The following is a 13585-nucleotide window of genomic DNA, read 5'->3' as shown; positions in this document are numbered from 1 at the left end:
TCCGGGTCAACCGGCTTTGAGAATGGAATTGGCGGCGGATGTCGGCACGCTTGCAGGCGATTGCGATGCTGGATGTCCGCGACCCAGCGCGGCGCGGCCGAGAATGGCGATTGCCGTGTCTTCCTGCGGCGCGTGCACGAGAACGGATTGGATATCGCGAAAATGCCGTTCGATGCCGAGATCGGCGCTGAGGCCGGGATTGCCGAGCGCACCGACGGCGAGGCGCGCCGCCTTCAGAAGCTGGCGTCCGGCCAGAAGGCGGGCGCGGATGAGAGCCTCGGGATCGTCGAGGCTGTAGTCCAGCGCATTGAAGATGAGCGCGCGCGCTCCGCCAATGAGAAGATCGATTTCGCCGGCCAGCGAAATGAAGCGCTCGGTGCGGGCGATGGGATAGCCCAGATTGGAAGGGACGCGTTCATGGGCGAAGCGCACGAAAGCTGCCTGAGCCGCCTCGGCGGCACCGACATAGATTGCGCTCAGCGCCAGCGTCATGCTGGCATGGGCGCGATTGTCCTGCGCACCGCTGCCGGCATCGACGAGATCGAGCACATCTTCGCGGGGCACTTCCACATCGGTGAAATGCACGTCATGAGAACCGCTGGCGCGCATGCCGAGGCTCTTCCATGTGTGGATGACGTCGATGCCCGGCAGGCCAGCCGGCACGACGAAGGTGCCGACACGTTGCGGCTTCTCATCCGTGCATGCCCAGACGAGAAAATGCGTGAGCCCGAGCGCGCCGGTGACGAAGCGCTTGCGACCGGTGATCGACCAGCCGTTTCCCGTGCGGCGCGCCACGGTTTCAGGCAGGCCGCCGCGCGCCGGCGAGCCAAGGTCGGGCTCGACGCGGGCCGCGTTGAGCAGGATGGGGCGGTGCTTGGCCTCCGCCAGCAATCCTCGATAGAGACCTTCCGGCCATCGGTTACGGCCAGCCTCGCCCAAATGCGTGAAAATCGTCATGGCGCTGATCAGCGCTACGGATGGGTCGCCGCGTCCGAGGTCGGCGAGGATGCGCGCCACCTCCGGCAGCGAAGCTCCCGCGCCGCCAAAGCGCTTGCCGACGGTGCTTTCGAGAAGGCCGCTTTCATGGACGGCCCTGATCCCGACCCATGGAAACTCGCCGGTAGCATCGGCGGCCGGTGCGGCATCGGTCAGTTTCTGGACGATATCGGTCAGATCGGACCTGTTCTGGGACACTTGGTTTGGCCTTTCCGGTGAGAGCCGTCCGGCAACCTCGGCGTGGGTTTCACCATGTTTTGGCGTCGGTTTTATTGTCTTGAAGAGAGTGAGCCCGCCACCATAGGGATGACGGGCTTACCTAAGGGATTTCCGCCTCGTCAGGCGACGTTCCGTTGGCCTTCCGCCCGCTCCTGCAGGCCGGCCCTGACCAACGGCAGCACATAGCGGCCATAGTCGATCGCATCATTGAGATTGTCATAACCGCGGATCGAGATCAGTTCGGCGCCGAGATCGACATAATCCAGGATGGAGTCGGCGATGGTCTGCGGCGATCCGACAAGCGCGGTCGAAGCGCCGCGGGCATTGGTGGCGCTGACCGTCGGATACCACAGCGCCCGGTCATGCACGTCACCGCGCGCCGCAATTTCCAGCAGTCGCTGCGAGCCGACATTTTGCGGCGCTGGCGCCGAGGCCGGCACTTTGCCGAGACCCTTGGCGCGGTTGTCCTGCAATGCGACCAGCACCTGCTTGGCTTTCGTCCAGGCCAGTTCATCCGTTTCCGCGACGATCGGCCGGAAGGTTACCCAGATCCGCGGCCGATCGCTGCGCCCGGCCCGCTTGGCTTCGGCATGGATGCGGTCGATCTGCTCTCTCGTTTCCGCCAGCGGCTCGCCCCACAGGCCGAAGATGTCGGCAAGTGCGCCACCGATGCGATAGGCATCATCCGACGATCCACCGACCGACACGGGAATGGTGCCGTTGACCGGACGCACCGCGTTGCGGAACTGCTTGAACTGGTAATATTTCCCGTCGAAATCGAAGGGCTCGGGCGATTGCCAGGCGCGGCGCAGGATGTGGATATATTCCTCCAGCCGCTCATAGCGTTGTTCTTTTGTCAGGAAATCGCCTTCCCGTGCCTGCTCCTCGTCGCTGCCGCCGGCGATGAAGTGGACGACGGCGCGCCCCTCGCTCAGCTGGTCGAGCGTGGCGAGCGCCTTTGCCGCCACGGTCGGGTAGAGCGTGTTGGGACGCAGCGCGATGATGATCTTTATGTTCTTCGTATTGGCCGCGATCGTCGCGCCGATGGTGAAGGGGTCGAAGGACGAGGAATCGTATGGGACCAAGGTGTAGTTGAAGCCGTAGTCATCGAGCGATCGGGCATAGCGAACCAGAAACCGCGGATCGATTGCCGGGCTCGGCAAGGGATTGAGCTCGGTCGAGGCATTGGGGAACGTCACGCTGATGAATTCGGTCGGCATTGTTTTTCCTCTCGTGCGCTATCCGGCGCTAATGTCTAAACCTTAGGGGCCGGCACCATGAAAGAGAAAGACCTGTCTTTCTTTAGTCTACTAATTTTATAGAAATTATTTTCTGAAATTGCGCCGCATATGCTGTCAGGCGAGGGAGCCCGGCATATCGCCGCCATGTGAAGAGCTGCAAATCCCGGAATTTTTTTCGAAAGAATCGTGAAAAGCAGGATCGATTTAGCCTGCCTACAGACAAAGAGATTGCTACATGCTTCCATCTAGTTGAGCCGCATCGGGCACAATGAAAAACGAGCGCGACCGCCGCGCAAAAAGACATTTAAGGGAGTTCGTCCATGTCGATCATTGCCTCTCGTTCCCGGCTATTGGGGACAGCCATCAGCCTGGCGCTGCTGTTCGGCGCATCAGCCGTTCGGGCTGAAACGCCGCCGAATGTGCTTGTGGTCGCCCAGTCGATCGACGATGCCGTCAGCTTCGATCCTGCCGAAGGCTTCGAATTGACGACCGTGCAGTCCTTCAACAATCTCTACCAGCGTCTCGTACAGTCGAACCGCGAAGATGGCACGAAGATCGAGCCGGCGCTTGCCGCTTCTTGGGCAGCGGGTAGCGATGGCCGCAGCCTGACATTTGAGCTGGCTGATGCCAAGTTCTCCTCCGGCAATCCGGTCCGCGCGGAAGACGTGATCTTCTCGCTGACCCGGGCGGTGAAGCTCAATAAATCGCCGGCCTTCATTCTGAATGAGCTGGGCTGGAAGCCCGACAATGTCGATGCCGCCATCACCAAGGTTGATGATAAGCATGTGAAGCTCACTTGGTCTGCCGATGTCGGCTCCGGTTTTGCTCTGTCGCTGCTGACGGCGCCGATCGCCTCGATCGTTGATGAGAAGACCGTCGAGCCGCAGGCGAAGGAGGGAGATTTCGGCAATGCCTGGCTGAAGACGAATTCGGCCGGAAGCGGTGCCTATACGATCGCCACCTACACGCCGCACGAGGCGCTGGTGCTGCAGGCAAACGCCAACTCATCTGACAAGCCGAAGCTCGACAGCGTCATCATCCGCAATGTTCCCGATGTCGGCGCTCGCCGGCTGCTGGTCGAGCAGGGCGATGCCGATATTGCGCGCGGCCTTTCGGCCGACCAGATCGAAGCGCTGAAGACCAAGAGCGGCGTCAAGGTTCTCTCGGTGCCGTCGGCGCGCACCGATTATATCCTGCTGAACACCAAGGCCAATCGGACGCTCGGCAATCCGGCCTTCTGGGAAGCGGCGCGCTACCTCGTGGATTATGATGGTATTGCCAAGAACCTGCTTCGTGGCCAGAGCACCGTGCATCAGGCCTTCCTGCCCGTCGGCTTCCCCGGCGCGCTGACGGATACGCCGTTCAAGCTCGATGTCGAGAAGGCCAAGAAAATCCTGGCCGATGCTGGCATCAAGACGCCGCTCAAGGTCGAATTCATCGTCTTCAACGACCAGCCCTTCCTGTCGATCGCGCAATCGCTGCAATCAACCTTCGCGCAGGCCGGCATCACGCTCGATATCCAGCCTAGCGTGGCCAGCGACATCTACGCCCGCGGTCGTTCTGGTAAATTCGAAATGACGCTGCGCTACTGGATTCCGGATTATTTCGATCCCCACTCCAACGCCAGCGCCTTTGCCATCAACAAGGACAACTCCGCCAACACGGCCGCCAAATATGCCGGTTGGGTCATCCCCGAGCTGACCGACCAGACGCTTGCCGCCGTCAAGGAGCAGGATGCGGCGAAACGCGTGGCGCTCTATCAGGATCTGCAGAAGAAGATCCAGGCAAGCTCGCCGTTCATCTTTATGCTTCAAGGCAACGATCAGGTCGTGCTAAGCGACAAGGTGAAGAACTATGCCCAGGGTCTCAACGCAGACCAGGTCTATTACGACAAGGTGGAGAAGTAAGTGCCGCAAGCGGCCACACCATCCGATGCCGACATGACCAACTCCCGCCAGAAGAAAACCTGGCGGGAGTTGTCGTTCGTGAGATCGCTTTTCACCTGGGGCTGGTCCTTTGCGCTGACGCTGTTCGGGCTTGCGCTCGTGACCTTTGCGCTGACGCGGCTGTCGCCCATCGATCCGGCGCTGCAGATGGTCGGCGACCACGCCAGCCAATCGACCTATCAGCAGGCGCGCGTCGAGCTCGGGCTCGACCAGCCGCTGCCGGTGCAATTCATTCGCTATGTCGAGGCGGCCTTGTCGGGGAATTTCGGGCAATCGACCTCGACTGGCCAGCCGGTTGCCAAGGATATCGCGCGGACTTTTCCGGCGACGATCGAGCTTGCGACGGCGGCCATCATCCTGGGCGCGCTCATCGGATTGGCGCTCGGCATCGCCGCGGCCATGTGGCAGGGGACGTGGCTGGATAGCCTGGCACGCCTCGTCTCGCTTCTCGGTTATTCCGTGCCAATTTTCTGGCTCGGCCTGCTGATGCTGCTGCTCTTCTATGCGCGCCTGCATTGGGCGCCTGGACCGGGCCGCGCCGACGTCGTCTTTCAATATACGGTCAAATCCGTCACCGGTTTCGCGCTGCTCGACGCGTGGATTTCAGGCAAGCAGGGGGCCTTTCGAGATGCGCTGGCGCATCTGGCACTGCCGGCGACCGTTCTGGCCTTTCATGCGCTTGCCGCGATCTCGCGGCTGACACGGGCGTCGATCCTGACCGAGCTTGGGCAGGAATATGTGACGACCGCGCGGGCCAAGGGGGCGAGCCTTGGCCGCATCGTCTTTACCCATATCATGCCGAACATATCCGGGACGCTTCTCATCGTGATTGCCCTTTCCTATGCGAGCCTTCTGGAAGGCGCCGTGCTGACCGAAACCGTCTTCGCCTGGCCCGGCATCGGCCGCTACCTGACGACGGCGATGTTTGCCGGCGACATGCCGGCGATCCTCGGGGCGACGCTCGTGGTCGGTGCCTCCTTCGTCGTCCTGAATGCGCTGACCGATCTCGGTGTCGCGCGGCTCGATGTGGGGAAGAAGCGGTGAGTGACATCGTTCAGCACCCGCTTGACGGCCCCTCTTTCGTTCGGCGTATCCTGCGGTCGCCTTCGGCGGCGATGGGAAGCGCGATCGTGCTTCTCATTCTGTGCCTCGCCTTGCTGGCACCGGAGATCGCACCCTACGATCCCAATCTGCAGGAGACGGCCAATCGCCTGATGCCGCCGAGTGCTGCGCATTGGTTCGGCACGGATGGTTTCGGGCGGGATCTGCTATCGCGGATAATTTATGGTGCGCGATCGACCTTGCTGCTGCTGCTTTTCGTGGTTCTGATCATGGCTCCCCTTGGCATAGCGGTCGGCCTCGTCGCTGGCTTCTTCGGCGGGATCGTCGAGCGCATTCTGATGCGCATCACCGATGTCGTCATGTCGTTTCCGCGGCTGCTGCTCGCCTTTGCCTTCGTCGCCATCATGGGGCCGGGCCTCGTCAACGGCGCTCTGGCGCTGTCGCTGACAAGCTGGCCGGCCTATGCGCGCCAGGCCCGCGTCGAAACCGAGCGGTTGCGTCGGAGCGATTATCTCGCCGCTGCCGAAATGGTTGGGATCAAGGGCATACGGCTGCTTTACGGGCATGTGCTGCCTTTAGTGCTGCCGTCCGCCATCATCCGTCTTGCCCTCGATCTTTCGGGCATCATCCTTGCCGCGGCAGGCCTCGGCTTCCTCGGTCTCGGCGTTCGCCCGCCAACGGCCGAGTGGGGGGCGATGGTGTCGGAAGGCACCCAGGTCATCTTCGATCAATGGTGGGTGGCGGCCGTGCCCGGCTTTGCGATCCTCATCACCTCGCTTGCCTTCAATCTGTTGGCGGACGGTCTGCGCGATATACTGGATCCCCGTCATGTCTGATCCGCTGCTCTCCGTTCAGGATCTCTCGGTTTCCTTTCCTTCCGAGGCGGGAATGGTGCGTGTCGTCGACGGCATCAGCTTCTCTGTTGATCGGGAAATTGTAGCCATTGTCGGTGAGTCCGGCTCCGGCAAGTCGATGACCGGGCGGGCGATCATGGGGCTGTTGCCGCGCCAGGCGCAAGTTCAAGCGAAATGCCTTTCCTTCGAGGGGCGGGATCTCCTGACGCTGCCGCCTTCCGGCTGGAACAAGGTGCGCGGCAACGGCATCGGCCTCGTTCTTCAGGATCCGAAATATTCGCTCAATCCCGCACACAAGGTCGGTCGGCAGGTTGAGGAGGCCTTGCTGTTGCATACGCGGCTCTCGGCTGCAGAACGCCATGAGCAGGCGCTGGACATATTGCACAAGGTGGGGCTTCCTGATCCGCAGCGGATCTATGCGAGCTATCCAGCCGCCCTGTCCGGCGGAATGGGGCAGCGCGTCATGATTGCCGCAATGCTGATCAACCGGCCGCGCCTGCTGATCGCCGACGAACCGACATCCGCGCTCGACCGCGAGCTTCAGAACCAGATATTGGCGCTGCTGCGCTCGTTGACCGAAGAGTTCGGCATGGGATTGCTGCTCATCAGCCACGATCTGCAGCAAGTGTCGCAATTTGCCGATCGAGTGATGGTGATGCGCGGCGGGCGTATCGAGGAGGAATTGGCCGCCACGGAGCTGGCCAGTGCCGAATCCGCCTATACGCGCGCACTCTGGGCGGCGCGGCCATCAGCGGAAACATACGGTACACGCCTGCCGGTTTATGGAGGCGGTGCATGAACGCGCTTTCGGTTTCCGATCTTTCCGTCACCTTTTCCGGAGCACGCAAGGCGTTCACGGCCGTGCACGGCGTCAGTTTCGATATTGCGAGCGGAGAGACTTTCGGCCTCATCGGCCCATCCGGCTGCGGTAAGACGACCGTCCTGCGCGCCATCGCCGGGTTGAACGTCAACTGGCAAGGTGCGATTTCCGTTTTCGGGGAGCCGCTTCAATCCGGGAAAAAGATCGTTGGCACTCTGCGCGACAACATTCAGATGGTATTTCAGGATCCCTATTCCTCCCTGCATCCGCGCCACACCATTCAAAGAATTCTCGGTGAACCGCTATCCCTACGGGGCGTAAAGGACGTTGAGGCACAGGTGCGAACGGCCCTTGATCAGGTCGGCCTTCCAGCAACGGCGAGCCGACGCTTTCCGCATCAGCTTTCCGGCGGCCAGCGGCAGCGCGTTGCCATCGCCCGTGCCTTGCTGTTACGGCCGAAACTGTTGCTGCTCGACGAACCGACTTCAGCGCTCGACGTGTCGGTCCAGGCGGGAGTTCTCAATCTTCTCAACGATCTCAAGGCCTCGCACGGCATGACCTTCGTGCTCGTCAGCCATGACCCCGGCGTCGTTGCCCATATGTGCGATCGCGCCGCGATCATGGAGGCCGGCTCCATCACGCGGATCATGGATCGCGCCGACCTCTCAAAACTCGGCTAGCGCGCCAAGTCATGTCTGGCGAAAGTCATTGAGCGCGGCGGTTGACCCCGTTGGGCGGCTCTATACTCTGGTTGTTCCGATCTTTACCTGATCACTGACCAAGACGACATCGACCAAACACGTGCGCATTCGTCGCGGTCCCATTGGCACCGCCTTTCATAGCCCTATTTGGACATCGAACCGCGAAGTTCCGGCTGATTGCCGGAGATGAAAACCGGGCACACCCGAAGGGAGTATCGATAATGGCACAGACTGTCGCTGACCAGTTCGTTACAACATTGGCCGCAGCCGGGGTAAAGCGTATCTACGGCGTCGTCGGCGATAGCCTCAACGGTCTGACGGATGCGGTTCGGCGTCATGGCGGAATCGAGTGGGTCCATGTGCGACACGAGGAGGCCGCCGCTTTCGCCGCGGCAGCCGAAGCCCACCTGACTGGCACTCTCGCCGTTTGTGCGGGAAGCTGCGGGCCGGGCAACCTGCATCTCATCAATGGCCTGTTCGATGCGCATCGCTCGCGCGTTCCCGTGCTGGCGATCGCTGCCCAGATCCCGTCGGCTGAGATCGGCTCAGGTTATTTTCAGGAGACGCATCCGCAGGAGCTGTTCCGCGAATGCAGCCATTATTGCGAGCTTGTCTCCGGCGTCCAGCAGATGCCGCGGGTGCTCGAAATCGCAATCCGGCAGGCAATCGGGAAATCGGGTGTCTCCGTCATCGTCATGCCCGGCGACGTCGCGCTGCAGAAGGCCGAGGGACCAGAGCGGCCGCGAGTCGGCGGCCTGCTTCCGCGCAAGCCCATCGTCGTGCCGGCGGCAGAAGAAGTGAGCAAGCTGGCCGAGCTTCTGAATAGCGACGCGCGCATCACTATCCTTGGCGGCGCGGGTTGCGAAGGGGCTCACGATGCGCTGGTGGCGATTGCCGGACGGCTGAAGGCGCCGATCGTTCATGCGCTTGGCGGCAAGGAGCATATCGAATGGGACAATCCCTTCGATGTCGGCATGACGGGGCTGATCGGCTTTTCGTCGGGCTATTACGCCATGATGGATTGCGATGTGCTGTTGATGCTCGGCACCGACTTTCCGTATCGCCAGTTCTATCCCGCGGGATCCTCCACGCGGATCGCTCAGGTCGACATCCGGCCTGAGAATATCGGCCGCAGGGCGCCCGTCGACCTCGGGCTGGTCGGCGATGTCAGGGCGACGATCGAGGCACTGTTGCCGCACCTGCAGCAGAAGGCGGATGGTGCCCATCTGGATCAGTCGATCGCGCACTACAAGAAGAGCCGCAAGGAGCTCGACGCATTAGCGACGGGCAGGCCCGGCAAGAAGCCGATCCATCCTCAGCAGATCGCCAAGGCTATCAGCGATCACGCCTCCGAAGATGCGGTATTCACTTGCGACGTTGGCCTTCCGACTGTCTGGGCGGCGCGATATCTGGCCATGAACGGCAAGCGGCGGCTGATCGGATCGTTCCGCCATGGCTCCATGGCCAATGCGATGACGCAGGCGATCGGCGCGCAGGCCGCCTTTCCCGAACGTCAGGTGATTTCGCTCTCGGGAGATGGCGGCTTTGCCATGCTGATGGGCGATTTTCTCACCTTCGCGCAGCTCGGCCTGCCCGCAAAGATAGTGGTCTTCAACAACAGCGCATTGGGCTTTATCGAGGTCGAACAGAAGTCGGTGGGCTTCCTGCCGACGGGCACGGAGCTGAAAAACCCGAACTTCGCGGCGATGGCCGAGGCGATCGGCATCAAGGGCATCCGCATCGAAGATCCCGCCGATGTCGACAGCGGCATTGCCAAGGCGCTTGCTCATAATGGGCCGGTTCTGGTCGATGCCGTCGTTGCGCGCACCGAACTGCCGATCCCGCCTTCGATCAGCGCGGAGATGGCGAAGGGGTTCAGCCTCTATATGGTCAAGGCGGTGTTCAGCGGTCGCGGCGACGAACTCGTCGAGCTTGCTCGCACCAATCTCTGGCGTTGAGACAAGGCGGGCGTGGTGGGATGAAGCATCAGCCTCGTCCTACCCGGCCCGATTTGGCTGAGCGAGAGTCAGCGAAGCGGGATCCAGAGCGGTGATTTCCACGCCTTCAATTCATCGAGAAAGACCTGCAGCTTCGAGGGGATGAAGCGTCGCGTCTGATAGACCGCGTGCACGAAGATTTCGGGTGATGTCCATTCTGGCAGAAGGCGAACGAGTTCGCCGCGCTCGATCCGGTCGTCGCAATAGTTCGACGATAACAGGCCTATACCGTGCCCCTTGTAAGTGAATGCGCTTACGGACTGGAAATCGCGGCTGGAAATTGGTCCCGAAACCTGGACTTTCGCCGATTTGCGGCCGCTGACGAGATGCCATTCGGCTTCGTTGTTGCGGCTGTTCATGAGGACGCACTGGTGCTGACGCAGATCCTCAGGTTCGATGGGCCGGGCGCGACCCTCGAGATAATCAGGCGTTGCGACCACATAGCGGACGCTTTTGCCGAGGCGTTGCGCGATCATCGTCGAATCCTGCAGTTCGCCAAAACGGATGGCGAGATCGACATTTTCAGCAATCAGGTCAATGAAGGTATTGGTGATGAAGAGGTCTATCTGGATGCGCGGATAGCTCTTCAGGAACGATGAAACGAATTCATAGAACGGTTCCTGGCTTAAAACCACCGGCACCGAAATCCGCAGCAGGCCCTCGGGATTCCTCTGGGATTGAACCAGCACCCGTTCGGCATCGTAGAGATTGCCAAGCGGCTCGCTACATTGGTTGAAATAAGCGCGCCCCTGCACCGTGAGGTTCAGCTTGCGCGTCGTCCGCTGCAGAAGCGTCACGCCTAGCTGCTCCTCAAGCGCTGTCACCCGGCGGCTGACCGTCGAGACCGGCATTCCTAGCGCATGTGCCGCCCGGCTGAAGCTTTCTAACTGCGCTACCTTCACAAAGATCGCGATGTCATTCAAATCGGTCATGCCATTATTTTTGCATGAATGGAAAATTGATTCCAGATATTTCCATCTAATCGCATAAAGCCGAAATGGGCATATTCCCCTTCACGAGAGCAAGCCAACCACCTCATCCCCTCTCGATCGATCCGGCCCTTGGGGCCGGCGCATGGCGGTGAGGTTGCTTTGTGAAACGGAGAACGACAATGCAAACAGCAAAAACGGTACTCATTACCGGTGCCTCGCAGGGCATTGGTGCAGGTCTTGCCAACGCCTTCCTTGATCGCGGCTATAATGTCGTCGCGACGTCGCGGCGGGTTACTGAGACCAACGAAATCAGGGCCTCCGACAGGCTGGCGCGTGTGGATGGTGACATTGCCGATCCTGCCACGGCGCAACGCGTCGTCGAGGCCGCGCTCGGCCAGTTCGGGACGATCGACGCTCTGGTCAACAATGCAGGCGTTTTCTTCACCAAGCCGTTCGTCGATTATACCTTCGACGATTACCGCAAGCTCGCCTCGACGAACCTGGAGGGTTTCATCCACCTGTCGCAATTGGTTGTTCGCCAGATGTTGGCGCAGAAGAGCGGCGGCAGCATCGTCAGCATCACGACGCCGCTGGTCGATCATCCGATACTCGGCATCAACGCCTCCGTGGCAATGGCGACCAAGGGCGGCATTGAAGCCCTCTCCAAGAATATTGCGCTTGAATACGCAAAGGAGGGAATTCGCGTGAACACCGTGGCGCCCGGCGTTGTCGATACACCGCTTCACAAGGATAATCCGCGGGATTTCCTGAACACGATGTCGCCGATGCACGGCATCTCCAATGTCCAGGAAATCGCCGATGCCGTCCTCTTCCTGACCGAGGCTCCGCGCATAACCGGGGAGGTGCTGCACGTCGACGGCGGCGCACATTTGGGCAAATGGTGAGCGCGGGCACAGCGCCGGCCGCTGGCGCAGAGCAGCGGCTGAATGATCTCGGCATTACGCTTCCTCCGCCCCCAACACCGTTCGGCGCCTATGTGGAGGCTGTGAAGATGGGAAAGTTGCTATTCCTCAGTGGAATGCTGCCTGTCATCGATCGCAAGCCGCAATACATCGGTCGTGTCGGCGGCGTGTTGTCAGGCGACGATGGACGAAAGGCCGCGGAAGTCGCCACCTTGAGCGGGTTGGCTGCCATCAAGGACCATCTTGGGTCGCTCGATAAGGTGGTGGGTGTCGCCAAGCTCGGGGTCTATATTGCGACCGAGGGAGATTTTCGGGACCATCCGAAAGTGGCGGATGGGGCGTCTGAGCTCCTACTCAAGGTCTTCGGCGCAGAGATGCTGTCGGGCCGAGTGGTTCTTGGGGTTGCAAGCCTGCCGCTTGGCATGCCGGTCGAGATCGAGCTTGTTCTCGAGGTTGCGGACTGAAATTTACGCCCCGGTTGGCCATTGTGGCCGGTCGGGGCTTACCCGTGATTTGACTGTACCGAGGCAGTTCTGCTGACTTGCGCCGGCTTGCTGGGCTTGGCGCTTTGAAGCACTGTCAGATGATTTCTCTACTCAACCTTCGAAGCCGAACCGTTCGACGTCGAAATCATCGTCGTCAAAGCCGGCCCCACTATTCCGGATATCGGCCATATCTTCCTCAAAGAGGATTGGCGTGCTGACAAAGGTCGGAAGCTTCATGTCGACAGCCGTGCCCGGAGGCTGGAGCGCCCAGGCGACAATAGCGCCGGTGGACATGGCGCCGACGCCACCCGATACGTCCTGTGCGGCGGAGCTGGGCAGGTCTGCGATCGGCTGCATCTTTGCGATGGCACTGCTGTTCGAATTCTTCGAGTGGTCGGCAACGAGCAAATTGCCCGCATCGCTCCGTCCCACCACCAGGCTCGCCAGAACCATCGCCGGTGGCCTATCGGGAGCGGCAGTCGGAATCACTGCGATGCTGATCGGTCGTGAGGCCGGCAGGGGCACGGTATAGGTTGCCAGATCAGTGAAAGGTGCAATCTTGTTTTCTTCGGCCACGCGTTTGCCGAGCTGAAGCTCCAGCCCGTTGACGGCCCGGCTTCGAGGTGTCGGCAACATGCTGGTCAGGAGGCTCGTATTGGTGGCGGCCGCAGCGGATGCCACCGGCGATCCGGCGTCGTCATCATCATCATCGACAGCGGGTGCAATCTTGCTCGTGGTCAGGCTCGGGCGCTTTCTCGATTGTGCAATAGCGACTTCATAACCCGGCAATGGCCTGCCATCGGCGGGGACATGGAGTGTCCGGCCATTCGGAAAAAGCTGCGCCAGTTCCGGGCGCGACATTCTCGGCCAGGCGCGGACCCTGCCGACATCCAGATGCACGAAAGGGGATCCGGAGTTGGGATAAAAGCCAACGCCGCCGATTTGCATCTGCATGGCAATGGCGCGCAAGGTGGCAAGCTTTACGCCGGGGATATAGAAGTCCATCGCCTTGCCGAGCGTGTGCTGGCTGTGCTTTGCGACGCCGGAGCTGCGCGAGCGATTGCGCAGCATGCCATTGGTAGATGGGGAGCGGTAGGCCGACACGACGTGAATTGTGTCTTTCGCTCCGCTGCGGTTATAGACTTCCCAGACAAGATCAAGCAGTTCCGGATCCATTTTGGTCGGCTCGTTCTTGCGCCAGTCACGCAGGAAGCGGTTGATCTGGGCGAGGCCCCGCGGATCGTATTTGCCGCCGCGCTTGAAGACGATGGTCGCCCTCTCTCCCGTGTGCGTGAAAAACAGCTTGAGGGCGCGGTCGTCAGACGCGGCCTGGGCGGATCCCGCCAGCGCACCAAGCACCAGCATCATAACCAATGCCACCCGGCAGGCGACGAAGGAGAAAGCCATGG

12 protein-coding genes are annotated in these 13585 nt (G+C 61.0%); 8 read left to right on the top strand and 4 right to left on the bottom strand.

Features of this window, described 5'->3' with window-relative positions; all coding sequences use genetic code 11:
- Positions 1-6: 6 nt before the first annotated feature.
- Positions 7-1194, bottom strand: a complete 1188-nt coding sequence (locus ACQZ6F_RS05880) for an acyl-CoA dehydrogenase family protein (protein ID WP_449093029.1) — start codon at positions 1192-1194, stop codon at positions 7-9.
- A gap of 140 nt (positions 1195-1334) precedes the next feature.
- Positions 1335-2435 carry an LLM class flavin-dependent oxidoreductase gene (locus ACQZ6F_RS05875; protein ID WP_449093028.1) on the bottom strand — a complete coding sequence of 367 codons (1101 nt, stop codon included), beginning with the start codon at positions 2433-2435 and terminating at the stop codon, positions 1335-1337.
- Between the two features lie 341 nt (positions 2436-2776).
- On the opposite strand from ACQZ6F_RS05875, the gene ACQZ6F_RS05870 reads away from it, so the two are divergent.
- From ACQZ6F_RS05870 to poxB, 6 genes are all read left to right on the top strand, one after another.
- Positions 2777-4363: an ABC transporter substrate-binding protein gene (locus ACQZ6F_RS05870; RefSeq protein WP_449093027.1), complete on the top strand. Its 1587-nt coding sequence runs from the start codon at positions 2777-2779 to the stop codon at positions 4361-4363.
- Positions 4364-5446, top strand: a complete 1083-nt coding sequence (locus tag ACQZ6F_RS05865) for an ABC transporter permease (protein ID WP_449093026.1) — start codon at positions 4364-4366, stop codon at positions 5444-5446.
- On the top strand, positions 5443-6300 hold the full coding sequence (locus ACQZ6F_RS05860; protein ID WP_449093025.1) for an ABC transporter permease: 858 nt from the start codon (positions 5443-5445) through the stop codon (positions 6298-6300). Before ACQZ6F_RS05865 ends, ACQZ6F_RS05860 begins: the two co-directional genes overlap by 4 nt.
- Positions 6293-7117 (top strand): ATP-binding cassette domain-containing protein, encoded by an 825-nt coding sequence (locus ACQZ6F_RS05855; protein WP_449093024.1) that lies wholly within the window; start codon positions 6293-6295, stop codon positions 7115-7117. The genes ACQZ6F_RS05860 and ACQZ6F_RS05855 overlap by 8 nt, the downstream gene beginning before the upstream one ends.
- The gene (locus tag ACQZ6F_RS05850) at positions 7114-7818 is read left to right on the top strand and encodes an ABC transporter ATP-binding protein (RefSeq protein WP_449093023.1); all 705 of its coding nucleotides are present in this window, start codon (positions 7114-7116) and stop codon (positions 7816-7818) included. The genes ACQZ6F_RS05855 and ACQZ6F_RS05850 overlap by 4 nt, the downstream gene beginning before the upstream one ends.
- Positions 7819-8060: 242 nt before the next feature.
- Positions 8061-9797, top strand: coding sequence for a ubiquinone-dependent pyruvate dehydrogenase (poxB, locus tag ACQZ6F_RS05845; protein WP_449093022.1), 1737 nt, complete (start codon positions 8061-8063; stop codon positions 9795-9797).
- 68 nt (positions 9798-9865) lie between these two features.
- Here the strand turns inward: poxB and ACQZ6F_RS05840 are convergent, their stop codons facing one another.
- On the bottom strand, positions 9866-10768 hold the full coding sequence (locus ACQZ6F_RS05840) for a LysR family transcriptional regulator (protein ID WP_449093021.1): 903 nt from the start codon (positions 10766-10768) through the stop codon (positions 9866-9868).
- Positions 10769-10947: 179 nt separating this feature from the next.
- Between ACQZ6F_RS05840 and ACQZ6F_RS05835 the strand changes: the two genes are divergently transcribed.
- Together ACQZ6F_RS05835 and ACQZ6F_RS05830 are read left to right on the top strand one after the other, a co-directional pair.
- The gene (locus ACQZ6F_RS05835; protein ID WP_449093020.1) at positions 10948-11673 is read left to right on the top strand and encodes an SDR family NAD(P)-dependent oxidoreductase; all 726 of its coding nucleotides are present in this window, start codon (positions 10948-10950) and stop codon (positions 11671-11673) included.
- On the top strand, positions 11667-12155 hold the full coding sequence (locus ACQZ6F_RS05830; protein WP_449093019.1) for a RidA family protein: 489 nt from the start codon (positions 11667-11669) through the stop codon (positions 12153-12155). The genes ACQZ6F_RS05835 and ACQZ6F_RS05830 overlap by 7 nt, the downstream gene beginning before the upstream one ends.
- A gap of 132 nt (positions 12156-12287) precedes the next feature.
- Here ACQZ6F_RS05830 and ACQZ6F_RS05825 read toward each other — a convergent pair whose 3' ends face one another.
- Positions 12288-13583 (bottom strand): DUF882 domain-containing protein, encoded by a 1296-nt coding sequence (locus ACQZ6F_RS05825; protein ID WP_449093137.1) that lies wholly within the window; start codon positions 13581-13583, stop codon positions 12288-12290.
- Between the last annotated feature and the right edge of the window lie 2 nt (positions 13584-13585).

The sequence above is a fragment of the Rhizobium sp. A22-96 genome, from assembly GCF_053521805.1.
This window is presented reverse-complemented; position numbering and strand designations above follow the sequence as displayed.